This is a genomic window from Paraburkholderia sediminicola (genome assembly GCF_046027825.1).
In the GTDB taxonomy this organism is placed as follows: Bacteria; Pseudomonadota; Gammaproteobacteria; order Burkholderiales; family Burkholderiaceae; genus Paraburkholderia; species Paraburkholderia sediminicola_D.
The window spans coordinates 16,876-34,128 of record NZ_JAQQDU010000086.1; the positions used below are offsets into that span (position 1 = coordinate 16,876).

Here is a 17,253-nt window from a genome sequence, read left to right on the forward strand (position 1 = left end):
GCGCTTAAGCGCGTGAATGGTCGGATCAGCCTTGTTGCGGAGCCTGTGCGGCGCTGCCCGGCATGGGGACGAAGCCAGTGACTTCGAGGCCGTAGCCCGACATGCTGCCCAGCTTACGGGGGTTCGACAACACCTGCATCTTGCCGACACCCAGCTCACGCAGGATCTGCGCGCCGATGCCGTAGGTCTTGAAGTCGACCGGCCGGCGTTTGAGCGCCTCGGCCTTCTCTTTCGAGTCGAACGCCTTGAAAACGTCGACCAGATGATCCTTCGAATCGCCGCAGTTCAGCAGCACGATCACACCGAGGTCGCGCTGGGCGATCTCTTTCATGGCCGCATCCAGCGTCCATGAGTGCGTCGACTTGCCGACTTCGAGCAGATCCAGCATTGAAAGCGGCTCGTGCACGCGCACCGGCGTGTCCTGCTCCGGGTTCGGCGTGCCGCGGACCAGCGCGATGTGCGGCTGGTTGCTCGGCTGGTCGAGATACATGACCGCGCGAAACGCGCCGTGCGCGGTTTGCATGGTGCGCTCGCAAATGCGCTCGACGATCGATTCGGTCTGGCTGCGGTAATGAATCAGATCCGCGATGGTGCCGATTTTCAGATCGTGCTCTTTGGCGAATTCCATCAGGTCCGGCAGGCGCGCCATCGTGCCGTCGTCCTTGATGACTTCGCAGATCACCGCGGCCGGCGTGAGGCCTGCCAGCGCGGTGAAGTCGCAGCCGGCCTCGGTGTGGCCTGCGCGCACCAGCACGCCGCCAGGCTGCGCCATGATCGGGAACACGTGGCCCGGCTGCACGATGTGCTCGGCTTTGGCGTCCGCCGCGACCGCCGTGGCGATGGTGCGGGCGCGGTCGGCTGCCGAAATGCCCGTGGTGACGCCTTCAGCGGCTTCGATGCTGACGGTGAACGCCGTGCCGTACTGCGTGCCGTTGCGATAGGTCATCAGCGGCAGGTTCAGCAGCTTGCAGCGTTCCTGCGTGAGCGTCAGGCAGATCAGGCCGCGGCCATAGCGGGCCATGAAGTTGATCGCTTCCGGTGTGACGAATTCGGCGGCGATCACGAGGTCGCCCTCGTTTTCGCGATCTTCTTCGTCGACGAGGATCACCATCCGGCCTGCTTTCAGTTCGGCAATGATCTCTTGAGTGGAGGCGAGCGTCATGTTGGCGGAGTTTTTCGAAGAAAGCGCGTATTTTACGCCACGCGCGCGCCCACGTCGCCTGCGCCGGATGGCATAGGCCGTTTGGCCAGGCGGTTGGCCTGCCTGGTGGAGGTTTGACAGGGCGACGTTGCTATAATTCGTCGCGCCCGCGAGGGCCGCTTCCAGACAACAATTTTCCCGCTAAACGTTCGAGACAGATCATGCCGCACTATCGCTCACGCACATCGACTCATGGCCGCAACATGGCCGGCGCCCGCGCCCTGTGGCGCGCTACCGGAATGAAAGACGACGATTTCGGCAAGCCGATTATCGCGGTGGTGAACTCGTTCACCCAGTTCGTGCCGGGCCATGTGCATTTGCGCGATCTGGGTGCGCTGGTCGCGAAGGAAATCGAAGCGGCGGGCGGTGTGGCCAAGGAATTCAACACCATCGCGGTGGACGACGGTATCGCCATGGGCCACGGCGGCATGCTCTATTCGCTGCCGTCGCGCGAGCTGATCGCCGACTCGGTGGAGTACATGGTCAACGCGCACTGCGCCGACGCCATGGTCTGCATTTCCAATTGCGACAAGATCACCCCGGGCATGCTGATGGCCGCCATGCGCCTGAACATCCCCGTCGTGTTCGTTTCCGGCGGTCCGATGGAAGCGGGCAAGGTCAAATCGCCGACGGACGGCCAGGTGATCGCCAAGATCGACCTGATCGACGCGATGATCAAGGCAGGCGACTCCAGGGTCAGCGACGCCGAAGTGGCGGAAATCGAGCGCAGCGCCTGCCCGACGTGCGGTTCGTGCTCGGGTATGTTCACGGCAAACTCGATGAACTGCCTGACCGAAGCGATCGGCCTGGCGCTGCCCGGCAACGGCACGATCGTCGCCACGCATGCATGGCGTAAGGGCCTGTTCGAACAGGCCGGCCGTCTCGTGGTGGACCTGTGCGGCCGCTACTATCAGGAAGAAGACGCGTCGGTCCTGCCGCGCAGCATCGCCAGCAAGCAGGCGTTCGAGAACGCGATGGCGCTCGACGTCGCCATGGGTGGTTCGACCAATACCGTGCTGCACCTGCTGGCCGCCGCGCAGGAAGGCGGCGTCGATTTCACGATGTCCGACATCGATCGCATCTCGCGCAAGGTGCCGTGCCTGTGCAAAGTGGCGCCCGCCACCGACAAGTTCCATATCGAAGACGTGCATCGTGCCGGCGGCATTCCCGGCATTCTTGGCGAACTGGCCCGCGCGGATCTGCTGGACCTGTCGTGTGGCAACGTGCATAGCGGCACGCTGGGCAATGCGATCGCCAGGTGGGACGTCGCAGGCGACGCGGGTGAAGAAGCGCAGAAACTTTTCCGCGCGGCGCCGGGCGGCATTCCGACCACGGTCGCGTTCAGCCAGGAAGCCACCTTCACTGCGCTGGATACCGACCGCAAGACCGGCTGTATCCGCAGCAAGGAGAACGCATATTCGAAAGACGGCGGTCTCGCCGTGCTCTACGGCAACCTCGCGGAGAAGGGCTGTATCGTCAAGACCGCGGGCGTCGACGAATCGCAATGGGTCTTCTCCGGGCGCGCGCGCGTCTTCGAGAGCCAGGACGACGCCGTCGAAGCCATTCTGGGCGACAAGGTCGTAGCGGGCGACGTGGTCGTGATCCGTTACGAAGGCCCCAAGGGCGGCCCCGGCATGCAGGAAATGCTTTACCCCACGTCGTATCTGAAATCCAAGGGCCTGGGTAAGAACTGCGCGTTGTTTACCGATGGCCGCTTCTCCGGCGGTTCGTCAGGGCTGGTGATCGGGCATGCGTCGCCGGAAGCAGCCGAAGGCGGCACGATCGGTCTGGTGGAAGAGGGCGATGTGATCGAGATCGACATTCCGAATCGCAAGATGCACCTGGTGGTGTCGGACGAGGAACTGGCACGCCGTCGCGAAGCCATGGAGGCACGTGGCGACAAGGCCTGGATGCCGGTGAATCGTGAACGCGTGGTGTCGCAAGCGTTGCAGGCCTATGCGGCGCTGGCGACTTCCGCCGACCGCGGCGCCGTGCGAGACCTCTCGCAATTGAAGCGCAAGTGAGACGGAACTGAAGCGTATCCGGCCGGCTCCTTGAAGCACGGGCCGTGAAGACGGGCGGCGTTCGCAACGGACGCCGCCCGTTTGCATCTGTTTTGATATTAAGGGATCGTCAGGCCGCCAGCGCTGACAGCAACTGATTCTTGACGATTGCGGTTGCCAGCGGCTGCCGGCCAAACTCGTACCAGCCAATATGCCGGCGCCACGTGGTGCCAGGAATCGGCTTCACGTACAACAGCGGATCGTCGTCCCACGCGGCATGCCGCAGGCGCGGCACAATCGAGACCCCTACGTTTTGCCGCACCAGATCGGCAATCGCGGCAATCGAGTTCATTTCCAGCACCAGGTTGACCTCCACGTGCAAGCGGCGCAGCAGGCTGGTGACATGTGCGCCGGTGAGCGATGTCGCTTCGAAGCCAATGAACGGGAAGCGCTTGAGCAGTGAGGCCACCGGCACGTCGGCCGGTGCAATCGCCGGATTGGCCAGCAGCACAAGGGGTTCGTCGTACAGGCGTTCCCATAATTCGGGCAGAGTGGTCGCCCTGGGCTCGCTGATGATCACCGCCGCGTCGATCTCTCCCGCACGCACCTGACGCTCCAGGTCCGGGGTGCTGCCATGCGTGAGGCGCACGTTCAGGCCAGGGTAAGACACCTTCAGGCGGATCACGTTTGCCGCGAGAAAGCCCATCGACGAAACGGTCGAGCCGATCGTGATCGAACCTTCGAAGCTGCGCTGGTCGGCCACGCCGCGCAGCAGCGAGTCGTAGGCGGCGACCACCGTGCGCGCCTGCTCGATGATCGAGCGGCCGGCATCGTTCAACTGGATGCTCCGCCCGCTGCGGTCGAACAACTGGCGCTGGCACACGCGTTCCAGCGTACGCATCTGCGCACCGACCGCTGCGTGCGTGAGCGCCATGCGATCGGCTGCGGCTGCCATTGTTCCGTGTTTCTCGATCGCCAGAAACGTCCGGAGCATACGAATTTCACTCATGCAAAACCTCCTGAAAGGCTGTCGGGAAGCGCGTAAACGGCGCCTTTTCCCAGTGCTGCCGTGCGTTGCATGATCGCATGATACGAAAAAAAATCTTTCCTTTGCGACAAGAAAATAACGCTTTTTATTTTATTTCTCTCGCCCGAGAATCGGTTCATCAAGTCGAGCCGATGCCAGCAGCGCCAACGCGTAGCGTGACCGGGCGGGGCGTGCCCGCAGTCAGGCCGTTCGCTAGCTTCGACGCGTTTGACTGGCTCGGTGCTTTCCAGCGTGAGGAATCCAAATATGTCGCAAATCCAGCAATTTCCCTTTGTCAGTGTGTCCGGCAAACCGTATGACCGCGGGGTGCAACACGGCCGCGCGGTCGCCGAGCGCGTGCGCCTGAGCGCCTCCCGATACGGGCAGACGCTGCGCAACATCGGTTACAGCGAAGCGTCGCAGATGGCGCTGATCCGCTCGCTCGAACAGGCTATCGGTGAGTTTCAGCCGGCCTATCTGGAAGAAATGCGGGGCATTGCCGTCGGCGCCGAGGTGTCTTACGAGGACATCGTGATGATTAACGCCCGTACCGAGGTGCTGGCGAAAGCGCGTGTGGAAAAGACGATGCCGGCCGACGCCGAGGACGAAGATGGCTGCACGGGCGTGCTGGTGCTGCCGTCTCGTTCGGCGACCGGGCAGTTGATCCACGCGCAGAACTGGGATTGGAAGGCCGATTGCGTCGATACCGGTGTGGTCTTGCGTGTGCGCAACGACGACGGCCCCGACTTTCTGACTTTCGTCGAGGCAGGCGGTTTGGCGCGCAGCGGGCTGAATGCCGCGGGCGTGTCGATCACAGCGAACTATCTCGAATCCGACCGCGACTTTACCCAGCTCGGCGTGCCGCTTTCGCTGTTGCGCCGACGCGTGCTCGAAGAGCCGGTGTTCTCCAACGCGCTGCGCGTGATCGCCACGACGCCGAAATCATGTTCGAACAACGTCATGCTCGGCATGGCCGAGGGCTTCGGCATTGATTTCGAGTGTGCCCCGGATGAGGCTTTCCCGATTTATCCCGGTGACGATCAGTTGATCGTGCATGCGAACCATTGGGTGAGTCCGGTCGCCCGCACCAAGCTGCGTGACACGGGCTGTGAGAACTCGCCGGATAGCTATTACCGTGACTGGCGCGTGCGTCAATTGCTGAACGCAGCACCGAAGGTGGATCGCAACGCGGTCAAGGCAGCCTTGTTCGATAAGTTTGGCACGCCGTACTCGGTATGCCGTCCGCCACGCATGGGCACGCGTCACACGATGACGGCGACGGTCGCGATGATCGTCATGCATCCGGGGGACGGCGAGATGGACGTCGCGCCGATGCCGGCACTCAATCGGATCTTCACCCGTTACAGCTTGCACCACGAGCCGCTGCACGAAGCGGCGTGAATGACCGTTGCCCGCGCGCCTTGCATCGGGCCACGCGCCCGCGGCATGTTTGAGTCCGTTTTGGAGAATTGACAGATGTTCGATATTGCCCAGAAGCCGTCCAGTTCCGGTCATGAGAAAGCAGAGGCGCTGTACGACCTGGATTCGACTACCGTCTATGCCAGCCGTCACGATCCTCGCTTTCCGTACGCGTTGTATGTGCCACGCGAAGTCCTGTTGCCCGACAACGATGTCGAGCTGGTGGTCGTGATGCACGGCACGGGGCGGCAATTCACGCAATACCGCGATGCGTTCGCTCCATTTGGCCGCTGGAACCGTTGCATCGTCCTGTGCCCGCTCTTTCCGGTGGGCGTGCGCGGCGATGGCGATCGCAACGGCTTCAAGCGCCTGATCGAAGGTGATATCCGTTACGACAAGGTGCTGCTGGACATGGTGAGCGAAGTCGGTGAGCGCTACGGCAAGCGTTTCGACAAATTCGCGCTGTTCGGCTACTCGGGGGGCGGACAGTACGTCAACCGCTTTGCCTATGTCCATCCCGAGCGTCTATGGGCCGCGTCCATCGGCGCGCCGGGCAACGTCACGGTGCTCGATCAAAAGAAGGACTGGTGGCTGGGTGTAGGCGGCTTCGAGCGCCACTTCGGCAAGCCGTTCGACGCGGCAGCGTTGCAGCGCGTTCCGGTGCAGATGGTGGTCGGCCGGGCAGATCTTGAAACCTGGGAAATCACGGTACGCGAGGACAGCCCGATGTATCTGCCGGGCATCAACGACGCCGGGGCAACGCGGCCGGACCGGCTCAGGACGCTCAAGGCATCGTTCGAAGCGGCCGGCATCCAGGTGCGCTTTGACGAGTTGAGCAATATTGCGCACAACGGTATGCAGGTCGTCGAGGTGGTTCAGGACTTCTTTGCGCAGGTACTGCACGCGATGCGCGTCGGAGAATAAAAACATGCATACCGACAGCGAGGGCACAAAGATCCGGAAAGTTATCTTTTCGACCGTGATTGGCGGCACGTTCGAATGGTTCGACTTCATGGTGTACGGCTATTTCTCGGGCATGATCGCGCGGGCGTTTTTCGCCGGCGCCGGTCGCGATGAGTCATTGCTGCTGACGTTCGCGACCTTTGCCGTCGGGTTTCTGGTGAGGCCGATCGGTGGCGTCGTGATGGGCATGTACGCCGACCGTGCAGGGCGCATCAAGGCGCTGTCCTGGATCATGGTGGCGATGTCGGTGGGTTCGCTGTTGCTAGCTCTGACGCCGGGCTCTGCGACGCTGGGGCTCGCTGCGCCGATCCTGGTGGTGATTGGCCGGCTCGTGCAAGGCTTCGCGGTCGGTGCGCAGTTTGCGCTGTCGTCGGTGACGATTTACGAGGTGGCGCCCCCGGACAAGAAGATGTTCTACGGCAGTTTCAACATGCTGTCGCTGGGCATCGCGGCGATGTTGTCCTCGGGGTGCAGCTATTTACTGTCGAAGCATCTGTCGCATGGCGAGATGGCGCAATGGGGGTGGCGCGTGCCGTTCATGATAGGCGCACTGGTCGGGCCGATTGGCTTTTACATCCGGCATCACGTTGCGGAGTCGGACGAGTTTCACCGGATGCAGGCGCGTCCGTCCGCCCGCGCGCCTTGGGTCAAACGCATGCGCGAATTCGTTCGCGAGAACGGCGACGCGCTCGTCTGTGCCATGGGCGTGATGATGGCCGGTACTTCGCTAAACTACGTATGGAATGCGTATTTGCCGAACTATGCGCAGTACCAGTTGCATCTATCGCTGAGCTCTTCGCTGCAAGCGGTGTTCGTCACAAGCATCATGGCGTGCGTGCTCTCGCCGGTATTCGGCAAGCTGGCGGACCGCATCGGCGCCTATCGGCTGTTCTGTTTCTTTATTGCCGGCTGGCTGACGTGCGTCTTTCCGCTCTTCTGGTATTTGCTGGCTTCGCCGACGGAAGGGCGGCTGATGGTAGTGCAGTTGATCGGCATGCTGTTCGTGACGCTGCAAGGGGCTGCGCATCCGGGGATGCTGGTAAAGATCTTTACGGTGCAGGGCCGTTCGACCGGTGTGGCGATCTCATACAACACCGCGGTGATGCTGTTTGGCGGGCTGGCGCCTTTGTATATTTCGGTAGTGTCGCGGTTCACGGATGCCCGTATCATCCCGCCGAGCTATCTGTTCGGCACCAGCGTGTTGGCGATCACGCTCGTCCTGGCGACGCGCACGGGGCGCCGGGTGTTGCGGGACGACCGCATGCTGCGGCAAAGCCGTGCTGCGTTGGCCCCGAATGGTTCCGGGTCGAGCGGAGCGGGTTGAACCTGAACGAATCGCGTGGCGGCGTAGTTGAATGGCCGCTGGGTGCGGCAGCGCAGGACTGCCGGATTCCGGCATTGTGACGGCATAGCGGTCGTGCAGATCGACGGCATACCGTCACCCAATCGCAGATTTAGCTGGTTTTGAAGAGACCATAGTAGACCGTGATCTCTTCAAAAGCCAAATTACTTCAACGATTGATGGCCGTCCTGAGACGTGCTCAACATCCGCTCGACATACCGCGCGATTATGTTGATTCTGGCCGCAAACGCTTGTCTCGCAAAGCGAATGAGTTGCCAGTGTGCGCGTATACCGTCAGAAATACCGTCGCCGTGCGGTGTCTGTGGCGAGACGTCGGTAGACGGCTACGCGCGGACGCAAGTGCACATCGGCGGCCAGAACTCGAACCACTCGGCACGTCTACCCGGCATGACATTCGCGGCGGCTTGCAAGGTACAACAGCCGTTCGCAGAGCATCGCTGCTCACGATAACGCACCATACCGATCGTTCGCTCGCCAGCGCCCGAACATTGCCGCGCCCAGTTCGTCACCCCTGTTTCCCGCCGATGTCATCGCTTGCGCCCGCATGGTCGGTGCGCTGGCACAACATCGTTGGTCGCGATTCGCGTCTCCATGCTTAATAATTTCTCCACTACCGCTGTTTCTCTCCGCTTCTCGCTGCAACGATAAAATCCTGCAGCGCTGGCAAGCCTGCAGTTACGTTGAGATGAACCAGCGAAATGATGCCGGCCGGCAACTTTAGACCGATTTTTAGGGGTTGCACGGCTTCCATGCGTTGATAAAGCTGCACCGCAGAGTGTGGAGCGATAGTCAGTGCGTTCATTGCTCCGGCTATCTGAAGGTTGGTATGGAAAGACATCGACTCCACCACCGGTCGTGGCGGCATCAGCCCGTGATTCAGGAAGAGTGAGTCGAACGTGCGGCGTGTTTCCGAGCCTGCTGCCGCCACGATCCAGTCTTCCTCATGCAACTGTTCTATCGTGACGCGCGACGCCTGTGCAAGCCGATGCCCGGGCGCGCAGGCGATGGAGAGCGGCTCAGACATCAGCGGCAGAACGGTCAGATCATAGCCCACTGACGCGGCGTGGATCTCGGAATTCAACCTTCCGATAATGCAATCGATTCGGCCTGCCGTCAGCGCGTCGAACAGTCCATCAACCGTCGATTCGTGTACTTCGAGCAACGGCCGCCGACTGGCGTCGAGTCGATGTAGTACGGTCGGTAGCAGCGAGACCGCGACGACAGGCAGCATCCCGATACGCAGAAGCGGTCGTCGGCCGTCGCCGTCTTCTCCGGCGATGGCGACGGCAGCGTCGAAATGCGCAAGAGCAAGCCGCAAGCGCTGCAACACAGCGGTCCCCTCATCAGTTAGTCGTCCACCGCGCGCTCCGCGCGTTACCAGATCCCTGCCAAAAGATATTTCCAGTTCGTGCAGCATTTTTGTTACTGCTGGCTGAGACAGGTGCAGTTCGCGTGCTGCTGCCGCGAGCGATCCTCCCTGAGAAATCAACTCGAGCAGTCGAAGGTGTCTCAGCCGCAGAAAATTGCCCGCATACCGGCGGCTTGAATCGGGGTCAGTATTCACGTTTTGGAAAGGCTCATTCACAAGTTTTCAATTTTCAAGTAATTATCTGTCGATGACAATGACTGACACAATTCAGGAGACGTGGTATGCCAACAGAATCCGCAGCAGCGATCAACCAATCCGCCGCAGTATCTTGCCGGCTTCGTCAAGTGGTCAAGGCGAGGTCCGCATCGTGATCGGGTTTAAACCGCTGAAAGGCATCCGTGTCCTGGACTTCACGCACGTGATCGCAGGGCCGCTCGCGACGCTCTATCTTTCCCAATTAGGCGCGGAAGTCGTCAAGGTGGAGAATCGCAGCGGCGGCGACGTCATGCGGCGCGGCAAAGGGCTGGCCGCCTTCGTCGCGCTGAATGCCGGAAAACGCTGCCTGTCGCTAGACCTGAACGAACCGGCCGATCGCGAGCAGGCGTTGGCACTTGCGCACGAAGCGGACGTGCTGGTGGACAGCCTGCGCCCCGGCGTGCTCGATCGCCACGGCTTTAGCGACGCCGAGCTGAGGGCGGCGAATCCGGGCCTCATCTACTGCTCGATCAGCGGCTGGGGGCGCGAGGGCGCGTGGCAGGATCGACCGGCCTACGACCACGTGATCCAGGCCGCCACCGGCATGATGCTGATGGGCGGCAACGAAGGCGAGCCGCCTATCAAGACCGGCTTTCCCGTGATCGATGCCGGCACCGGGATTATTGCTGCGCTGGCAGTGATCGCGGCGCTTCGCGAGCGGGACGTGAGCGGTCAGGGGCGCTTTCTTGACGTGTCGATGACTGGCGCAGCATTGCAACTGATGTATCCGTTCACCTGTCACGCGCTCACGGAAGGTGTGACGCCGCCGCGCGTCGGCAATCAGGGCTACTCGGGAAGCCCCGCGGCCGATCTGTTCGAAGCGCGGGACGGCTGGGTCGCTCTCGGTGCCAACACACCGTGTCAACTGATTGCACTGCTAGACGTCTTGGGGCGTGAAGACATTGCGCGCAACGGCGAGTATTTTGAGCAAGGGCTCGATGCCAGTGCACCGGCGGAGTTCTTGCGCTCTCGTAATCCGTCGGCATTGCGCGCCGAACTGGCGACGGCGATCGCGGACTGGCAGGCGGTCGAACTCGAAGATAGGTGCGCGGCGGCGGGTGTGTCCTGCGCGAAGGTGCGCACGATCGCGGAATTCGCCGCGCAGGCGCGCAGCAAGGGTGCGCTGGACCCCGTGACGTTGTCCGATCTGGGTTGCGAAGTCGAATCGCCCGGTCTGGGTTTCCGTACCCGGGTGTCGAGCCCGGACGGAGCGCGAACGGAATGAAGATAGACACCACCTTGCCGAGCGGGCCGAATACCGACGCATCCCGCTGCGCTAGCGACGCCGTCTACGGCAAGATCACTGCGAGGCTCGTCCCGCTGCTGTTCCTTTGCTATTTGACGGCATTCATCAACCGCAACAATATCGGCCTGGCGAAACTGCAGATGCAGACGTCGCTCGGGTTCAGCGACGCGGTCTACGGAATCGCAGCCTCGATGTTCTTTATCGGCATCCTGCTGTTCGAGGTGCCGAGCAATCTGCTGCTGCGCCGCATCGGCGCGCGCACGACCATTTTGCGCATCATGATGCTGTGGGGCATCACTGCGGCGGCGACGCTGTTTGTCACCAAGCCCTTGCACTTCTATGTGCTGCGCTTCCTGCTCGGCGCGTTCGAGGCGGGCTTTTTCCCCGGCGTCATTTTGTATCTGACGTTCTGGTATCCCGAAGAGCGCCGCGCCCGCGTGATTGCGCTCTTCATGACCGCTGCCGCTGCCGCAGGCCTCGTGACGGGGCCGGTCTCCGGCCTCATCCTTAAGTCGCTGAACGGCGCATGCGGGCTCGACGGCTGGCAGTGGTTGATGCTGCTGGAAGGCCTGCCGAGCATGCTGCTCGGTATCGCCGTGTTCTTCGTGCTGCCGGAACGGCCGGCTGACGCCCGATGGCTGTCGTTGCAGGAGCGGCGCATCGTGCAGGACGCCGTGCGTGGGGCAGCTACCCCGGCCGTCGCGAATCTGCCGCTCAGGCAGGTGCTGCGCGATCCGCACGTGTACCTGCTGGGATTCACGACATTCTCGCTGGGTTGCGCAACCAACCTGCTGATCTTCTGGATGCCGTCGATCATCGAGGCGACTGGTATCACCGATCTGCAGCATGTCGGCCTGTATGTATTGATTCCCAATCTGCTGGGCACCATTGCCATGGTGCTCTACGGCCGCCATTCAGACCGCCACCAGGAGCGCCGGTGGCATTTCATCGTCACGGCGAGCGTTGGGGCAGCGGGGGTGGCCGCTATCGCCGTCCTGCACGCCACGCTCGTCGGCGTATTGATTGCCTCCGTCGCGGCGACGTGCGGTGTCGCGTCCGCGTATCCGATTTTCTGGACGATCGCGACCCGCCACCTTTCCAGCGGGGCCGCTGCCGCAGGGATCGCGCTCATTTCGAGCATCGGCGCTCTTGCCGGCACCAGCTCGGCGCTGGTTGGCGCGATCAGGGCGCACACCGGCAGTCTCGACGCCGCCCTCTATCTGGTCGCTGCCCAACTGGTTGCCGGCATCCTCGTATTGGCGTTTTTCACCCGCGCTGACGCCAGCGACTCGAAGACACAAAATTTAAACAGGGAGACGCGATGAACCATCATGAGTCAATGGACACGGGCGATGTCGGACCGGCCCGCTTTTTCGACATGCAGGAGGTGTCCGACGAGCAAACGCTGGAGACCGCTGTAGCCAGCGACCGCGTCGTCGAGAGTCGGCACCGTGCTGGACGCAAGGTCCGGATTGTCGAATTGACGTTTACGAGCCAGCATTGGAAGGGCCTTGTCTGGCGGCATCCAGCGCGGATCTATGTGCCGGACAATTACGACGGCACGGGCGTCGCGGGCATCATTGGCACCGAGAGGCAATTTTTCGAAGCGGGCGACTGGGCTCGGCGCACGATCCCCGAAACGGATCTCGACACCGAGGCTGAGTATGCGGAAGGAACGGCGCTCGATCTCGGTATGCCGGTCATGATCTTCGCCAATCCCGCTGATTGTCCATTCGGTCTCGACGAATCGGACTTCACGGGCTATGCCCTGAAGAAAGTCCTGGAGACCCAGGACCTGACATGGAACGGTTTCTATCCGATCGCCAAAGCGTACTTGCGGGCAATCACGCTGCTGCATTCTCTCGATGGCATTCGCACCGCTCGCGCGGTGTTGCTTGGCAATTCCAAGCGTGGCCTGAGTGTTTGCATCGCGGCCGGCGCAGACCCGGAGCGTGTCGCTGGAGTGATGGCGTGCGGCTATCACGGCGGCAACAACCTGTATCACATATCAAGGAAGTTCGCCGAGTTCGGGGCGGACGTCGGTGGTCCATCGGAGCAGGAGTGGGGCAAGCGCGCAGGGCCAGGATTCCAGGGCGCCGATGCGCTGCTTCGCACGCTCAACAATCCCACCGGATTCAGGATGCTGATGCATTTCGATCCCTACATCTGGCGGTATCAGATTAAGTCTGCGTACCTCGTCGCGCTCGGTACCAACGACGAATTTTTCGCCCTCGGCACGCCCAATAGCATGATGACGGAGATGTCGGGGGATAAGGGTTATCTCGCTATCGATAACGTGCGGCACACGTGGGTATCAGAAAAGCACCTTTGCGCGTGGCGTATGTGGCTCGCACATACGTTTCTCGGGCGCAGCATTCCCGGAATCGAGGCGCGCAGCCAGGTGAGCAACGGAAAGCTCGAGGTTGAGGCGCAAATCAGCACCGATGCATCTCCACGGACAGTCAGCCTGTTTTACTCGCACAACAAGCCGACACTGGACTGGCGTGGTGCGCGATGGGACTCCGTGCCGATGGTGCAGTCGGGGGAGAAATTCGTCGCACAGACGAACTTGACGGATGGCAAGAAGACGGCCTGGTATGTCGAAGTCTGTGACGAAGGGGTTGGCGGGGCCGGATACGTCAGTTCTCTGGTCGAGATCCTGGGATAGGTGGTTCCCGGCGTAGGCGGCCTCGAAGCTGGCTACGCACAACAGCGCTTGTTTGCATCATTGCCATTCCAGGTTGTGGTGCGAACCAGAATTAATAATTAGATATACTAATAAATTATGGAGATAAAGTGAAAACATCGGGGCCCCGTTTGAGACAGGCCGCATTTGCGGCCATGCTGGCCGCGCTCTCCAGCGCGTCGTATGCACAGTCGAGCGTGACGCTCTATGGCGACATCGGTGGCGGCATCCGCTGGACGAACGGTGCGAAGGGGGGCGCAACGGTCGGCTTCGACAACACCATCATTGATGGCAACACATTCGGCATCACCGGCAAGGAGGACCTGGGTGGGGGGATTAAAGCCATCTTCAGGCTCGAAACGGCTTTCAGCAGCGGCACGGGTGCGCTGAAGACGCCGGGAACCCTGTTCTCGCAACAGGCTTTCGTTGGTTTGACGGGAGATTTTGGCCGTCTGACATTTGGCCGGCAACTCAATGCAAACACAGACTTTGGCATTCTCATCGACCCGAGCGGCGGGAACGGCCAGTCCCTCGCAATCGAGCCGGGCGTTGTGTTCGGAACGAACTATTTCACACTTGATTCCCGATTCAATAACACGATCAAGTATCTTGCGCAGGTTGGCGGGTTCCGCTTCGGCGTCAGCTATTCGCCGGGTGGCGTCGCCGGCGATACGCGCGCCGGTACCAACTTTTCTGGCGCGGCGATGTATCAGTGGGGGCCGGCGCTGGGTGGTGCTTCCTATCAGAAGACATGGAACGCGAGTGCCACGCAGTGGGCGCAGACTTTTCAGACTGGCGGCACGCTTCAGCTTGGAAGCGCGCGCCTCTTTCTGGCCTACAACGACCTGAGCGTGACGGGCAGTGCCTTGAACGCACCCATGCGTCGTGACAAGATTCCAAGCACTGGGATCGTATGGACTTTCACGCCAGCATTCCAGGTCACTGCGGCCGTCTATGACGATATTGCCAGCAACCTCGGCAACGTCAAAGGTGCAGGCGGTCACAAGCTCACGACCTACGCGATCGCCGAATACTACATCTCAAAGCGGACCGAACTCTACGCCGAGATCGATCGTAACGGATTCTCCGGCGCGTATCGCTACGATCCGGCCAACATTGCAGCCCTCGGATTGAATCCTGGCGGCCCCTCGATGCTCGGCGCATCGGTCGGTCTCATGACCCGGTTCTAGGTATGCGCGCGGCGTCATAAAACACCTGTGCTGGCCGCTCATTGACATTGACCGAAGGAATGACATGAATAATCACAATCGAATTATCCAGGGACTATTTCTCGCGACGCTTCTGACCGCCGCAGGTAGCGCTTGCGCTCAGTCCGCGGACAGTGCCACAGGCCGCGCGGCGGAAGCGGCCAGCGTATCTGCCGCGACGTCAGCCAAAGCGGCAAAGTCTGCGGACAGAAAGCTCGCTCATCGGGTTGCAACCGTGCTCGACCGAACCCGGGATTTGAACGCCACGCGCATCGTCGTCAGGGCGCACGACGGATACGTCACGCTTTCCGGCTCCGTGCCGGAAAGCGGACAGATTCCGCTCGCCGTCGGTGTCGCACAGCGGGTCGATGGAGTGAAGGCCGTCCAAAACGCTTTGCATATTTCAGAGCAGCCTCTGTAAAGGACTGAATACCGCTTTGTCCCTGTAGCCTGTGGACAGCCGACTTGGCCCGCGCGGTTGTCGACATTAGCTTCCCGACATGCGCATTCGAGTTATCGCATAGGAGCCTTTCGAGGTGACTCCGATTGACACCTCCTTTCAGACAGCGCAGAGACCTCCCGCAACGGAGCGGGATACTACCCACGATCCGAAAGAGGACATTATGCAAATCGGTAATCCCTTCAACGCTCCGAGCCGTCAAGGCATCATGGTCGGCTTCCCGCCGCCTCAGGACAAGCGCGTGACGGCGGATAAGAGCCATGGGACTGAGGGATAACGCGCGGAGAAGGTAGCAATACTGCCGAGTACGATTCGCCGCTTGTCGGCGGGAATCTCGTCGAGTCCATCAAATAGGAGAACAAGCAACCCCTGCTCCGCGAGACGATTCCAGTCCGCGCGTATGCTCATTTGTCGATTCACTTCATTATTGAGGTACTCGAGAACGTGCGCTTCTCGATCCGCAAATGACGGTAGCGGAACTATTGCCGGCACGTAGGGGGAAGTCGTCAATCGGGCAGCAATGGCTTGGAGCAGCGCTGATTTGCCATGTCCCGGTCCAGCAACGATTACGCAGCGGTCGAGGCCATAACAAGGAAAGTCCTGCAGATCAACCGTTGTCGCTCGCGTCAATACCGCCGCCCCCGGAATTTCATCTTCAAAATCAGCCAGCCCACTCATTTGGTATTCGCTAGCGCGCGGCCAAATGAAAAGCTCCTCGGACGAACCTGATCGCCCCGTCCCCGGTACGTCGAGTCTCGAAAGTCTTAACACTGTGGCACGGTACGCAGAGAGCCCCCAATCGGCCGGCTCGGAAATGTCGACGCCAAACTGCTTTTCCAGACGAAGTCTGAGCAATGGCGCAAGGAAGAGCTGCTTCCTTCTAGCACCACCGCCAGCGATATCCCTCAGATTTGATAGCAATTGCGTGGGAAGCGAAAAGGCACTCCCTAATCGCCTGACTGAGAACTCCCGCTCGACTTCAGAGAGTGGCTTAATCTCGACGGTGGCCCGACGCAGGACCTCAATTGGCAAAGCAATATCGCGAAGAGCATTCGACACGCTGGCTAACATGGTCTGCTGCCGTTCGGTGAGCCGGATTTGAAGCTCGGCCAAATCGACAGAAGTTGCAGCCCGCTCGCACATGTCCCGGAGCGCCAGTGCGGTCTCATCGGCCTCTCCGATCGTGATCATCAGACGGTCTTCGGCTCCAAACTGACGGCTGACTCGCTGCCTACCCAAGTTTTCCCACAACCGACGCCAAGCGTCACCTGATGAGCCGATTCGAGTCTTGACCTGTATCCAGTCGCAATGACCGTCGGCATAGCGAACGACGACATCGTCTACATCAGCAGGGGCCTCGACTCGAACCTCAACAACTCGGTCGCGTGGTGATTGCTGACTCAGTTCCAGCAGATCGGCCAAGTAGCGCGCTGCGATAGTGTTTTGATAGTAAATGCCCTCCTGCGTTGCTGCTCCACCCAGTTCTGCCACACCTGCCTCCATGGATTTAACCGTGTGACACGGCTGTCTTTAGCTTGCAAATGGCATGATACTGATTGCCACATCGTGTGGGGCTCGTGTTAGGCGAAAGAGTACACAAATCTGCACATCGAAATTGTATTCGCAGGCAGCCGTTCGCTTCGCTGAGGGCTGCGGTGGAGACGCCATCACCACGGGTACACGACCTGCCAATTGCCTACACTCCGTCCTCGACCTCCGATGATCGAAAGCCGCCGGCTAGCTGGACGAGATAGCGGCAGTTTTCCAATGGACTCGATACCGATGGTCAACAATCTGCGCACCCAATTCGAATGATCGAAAGCCGCCTTGGGTCAGATGTGCTTCTGCGGTTGCGATCAGTCTTTGGGTCTGCGGGAAACGCGCCGAGGTCAGAGAACCCGAACGTTCCGGATTCTCCCAATGGTCGGCACCGGCTCAGGATGAGATTCGTGATGTATTCGGGCAGCAGCGCGCGCGGAACATTGGCGGGGACGCCGTCTATTAGTTGTGACGGCACCTGAACGATGAACGCGTCAGGATTGCTTTTCAGGCT

General features: G+C 60.9%; 14 protein-coding genes. 9 read left to right on the forward strand and 5 right to left on the reverse strand.

Annotation, left to right across the window (positions count from 1 at the left end):
- Window positions 1-25: 25 nt before the first annotated feature.
- A complete protein-coding gene (gene ribBA / locus PQQ96_RS32910) occupies window positions 26-1,162 on the reverse strand; it encodes a bifunctional 3,4-dihydroxy-2-butanone-4-phosphate synthase/GTP cyclohydrolase II (RefSeq protein ID WP_408300276.1) in 1,137 nt (378 codons plus the stop codon).
- Between the two features lie 200 nt (window positions 1,163-1,362).
- Here ribBA and ilvD point away from each other — a divergent pair, with 200 nt between their 5' ends.
- On the forward strand, window positions 1,363-3,225 hold the full coding sequence (gene ilvD, locus PQQ96_RS32915) for a dihydroxy-acid dehydratase (RefSeq protein WP_408300277.1): 1,863 nt from the start codon (window positions 1,363-1,365) through the stop codon (window positions 3,223-3,225).
- Between the two features lie 109 nt (window positions 3,226-3,334).
- Here ilvD and PQQ96_RS32920 read toward each other — a convergent pair whose 3' ends face one another.
- On the reverse strand, window positions 3,335-4,213 hold the full coding sequence (locus PQQ96_RS32920; protein WP_408300279.1) for a LysR family transcriptional regulator: 879 nt from the start codon (window positions 4,211-4,213) through the stop codon (window positions 3,335-3,337).
- A 285-nt stretch (window positions 4,214-4,498) separates the two neighbouring features.
- On the opposite strand from PQQ96_RS32920, the gene PQQ96_RS32925 reads away from it, so the two are divergent.
- The 3 genes from PQQ96_RS32925 to PQQ96_RS32935 all read left to right on the forward strand — a co-directional run bounded on the left by PQQ96_RS32925 (window position 4,499) and on the right by PQQ96_RS32935 (window position 7,937).
- Complete coding sequence (locus PQQ96_RS32925) at window positions 4,499-5,632, forward strand: C45 family autoproteolytic acyltransferase/hydrolase (RefSeq protein WP_408300281.1); 1,134 nt, start codon at window positions 4,499-4,501, stop codon at window positions 5,630-5,632.
- A gap of 75 nt (window positions 5,633-5,707) precedes the next feature.
- A complete protein-coding gene (locus PQQ96_RS32930; protein ID WP_408300282.1) occupies window positions 5,708-6,574 on the forward strand; it encodes an alpha/beta hydrolase in 867 nt (288 codons plus the stop codon).
- Window positions 6,575-6,578: 4 nt separating this feature from the next.
- Window positions 6,579-7,937 (forward strand): MFS transporter, encoded by a 1,359-nt coding sequence (locus tag PQQ96_RS32935; RefSeq protein ID WP_408300284.1) that lies wholly within the window; start codon window positions 6,579-6,581, stop codon window positions 7,935-7,937.
- Window positions 7,938-8,586: 649 nt separating this feature from the next.
- On the opposite strand, the gene PQQ96_RS32940 is transcribed toward PQQ96_RS32935, so the two are convergent.
- Complete coding sequence (locus PQQ96_RS32940) at window positions 8,587-9,561, reverse strand: LysR substrate-binding domain-containing protein (RefSeq protein WP_408300286.1); 975 nt, start codon at window positions 9,559-9,561, stop codon at window positions 8,587-8,589.
- Window positions 9,562-9,712: 151 nt separating this feature from the next.
- Here PQQ96_RS32940 and PQQ96_RS32945 point away from each other — a divergent pair, with 151 nt between their 5' ends.
- The 5 genes from PQQ96_RS32945 to PQQ96_RS32965 all read left to right on the forward strand — a co-directional run bounded on the left by PQQ96_RS32945 (window position 9,713) and on the right by PQQ96_RS32965 (window position 15,161).
- On the forward strand, window positions 9,713-10,825 hold the full coding sequence (locus tag PQQ96_RS32945; protein WP_408300287.1) for a CaiB/BaiF CoA transferase family protein: 1,113 nt from the start codon (window positions 9,713-9,715) through the stop codon (window positions 10,823-10,825).
- Window positions 10,822-12,171 carry an MFS transporter gene (locus tag PQQ96_RS32950; RefSeq protein ID WP_408300289.1) on the forward strand — a complete coding sequence of 450 codons (1,350 nt, stop codon included), beginning with the start codon at window positions 10,822-10,824 and terminating at the stop codon, window positions 12,169-12,171. Before PQQ96_RS32945 ends, PQQ96_RS32950 begins: the two co-directional genes overlap by 4 nt.
- Window positions 12,168-13,514 (forward strand): PhoPQ-activated protein PqaA family protein, encoded by a 1,347-nt coding sequence (locus PQQ96_RS32955; RefSeq protein ID WP_408300290.1) that lies wholly within the window; start codon window positions 12,168-12,170, stop codon window positions 13,512-13,514. The genes PQQ96_RS32950 and PQQ96_RS32955 overlap by 4 nt, the downstream gene beginning before the upstream one ends.
- A gap of 149 nt (window positions 13,515-13,663) precedes the next feature.
- A complete protein-coding gene (locus PQQ96_RS32960; RefSeq protein WP_408300296.1) occupies window positions 13,664-14,722 on the forward strand; it encodes a porin in 1,059 nt (352 codons plus the stop codon).
- Between the two features lie 64 nt (window positions 14,723-14,786).
- Window positions 14,787-15,161 (forward strand): BON domain-containing protein, encoded by a 375-nt coding sequence (locus PQQ96_RS32965; RefSeq protein WP_408300292.1) that lies wholly within the window; start codon window positions 14,787-14,789, stop codon window positions 15,159-15,161.
- 267 nt (window positions 15,162-15,428) lie between these two features.
- Here the strand turns inward: PQQ96_RS32965 and PQQ96_RS32970 are convergent, their stop codons facing one another.
- Both PQQ96_RS32970 and PQQ96_RS32975 read right to left on the reverse strand, forming a co-directional pair.
- Complete coding sequence (locus PQQ96_RS32970) at window positions 15,429-16,691, reverse strand: NACHT domain-containing protein (protein WP_408300294.1); 1,263 nt, start codon at window positions 16,689-16,691, stop codon at window positions 15,429-15,431.
- 295 nt (window positions 16,692-16,986) lie between these two features.
- Window positions 16,987-17,253: hypothetical protein (locus tag PQQ96_RS32975; protein ID WP_408300297.1), on the reverse strand; the 267-nt coding region annotated here is incomplete at its 5' end.

What these genes read in the sequence shown, in the direction of transcription:
- ribBA (WP_408300276.1), bottom strand. Translation starts at nt 1,162, where the DNA reads ATGACGCTCGCCTCCACTCAAGAGATCATTGCCGAACTGAAAGCAGGC.
- ilvD (WP_408300277.1), top strand. Translation starts at nt 1,363, where the DNA reads ATGCCGCACTATCGCTCACGCACATCGACTCATGGCCGCAACATGGCC.
- PQQ96_RS32920 (WP_408300279.1), bottom strand. Translation starts at nt 4,213, where the DNA reads ATGAGTGAAATTCGTATGCTCCGGACGTTTCTGGCGATCGAGAAACAC.
- PQQ96_RS32925 (WP_408300281.1), top strand. Translation starts at nt 4,499, where the DNA reads ATGTCGCAAATCCAGCAATTTCCCTTTGTCAGTGTGTCCGGCAAACCG.
- PQQ96_RS32930 (WP_408300282.1), top strand. Translation starts at nt 5,708, where the DNA reads ATGTTCGATATTGCCCAGAAGCCGTCCAGTTCCGGTCATGAGAAAGCA.
- PQQ96_RS32935 (WP_408300284.1), top strand. Translation starts at nt 6,579, where the DNA reads ATGCATACCGACAGCGAGGGCACAAAGATCCGGAAAGTTATCTTTTCG.
- PQQ96_RS32950 (WP_408300289.1), top strand. Translation starts at nt 10,822, where the DNA reads ATGAAGATAGACACCACCTTGCCGAGCGGGCCGAATACCGACGCATCC.
- PQQ96_RS32955 (WP_408300290.1), top strand. Translation starts at nt 12,168, where the DNA reads ATGAACCATCATGAGTCAATGGACACGGGCGATGTCGGACCGGCCCGC.
- PQQ96_RS32965 (WP_408300292.1), top strand. Translation starts at nt 14,787, where the DNA reads ATGAATAATCACAATCGAATTATCCAGGGACTATTTCTCGCGACGCTT.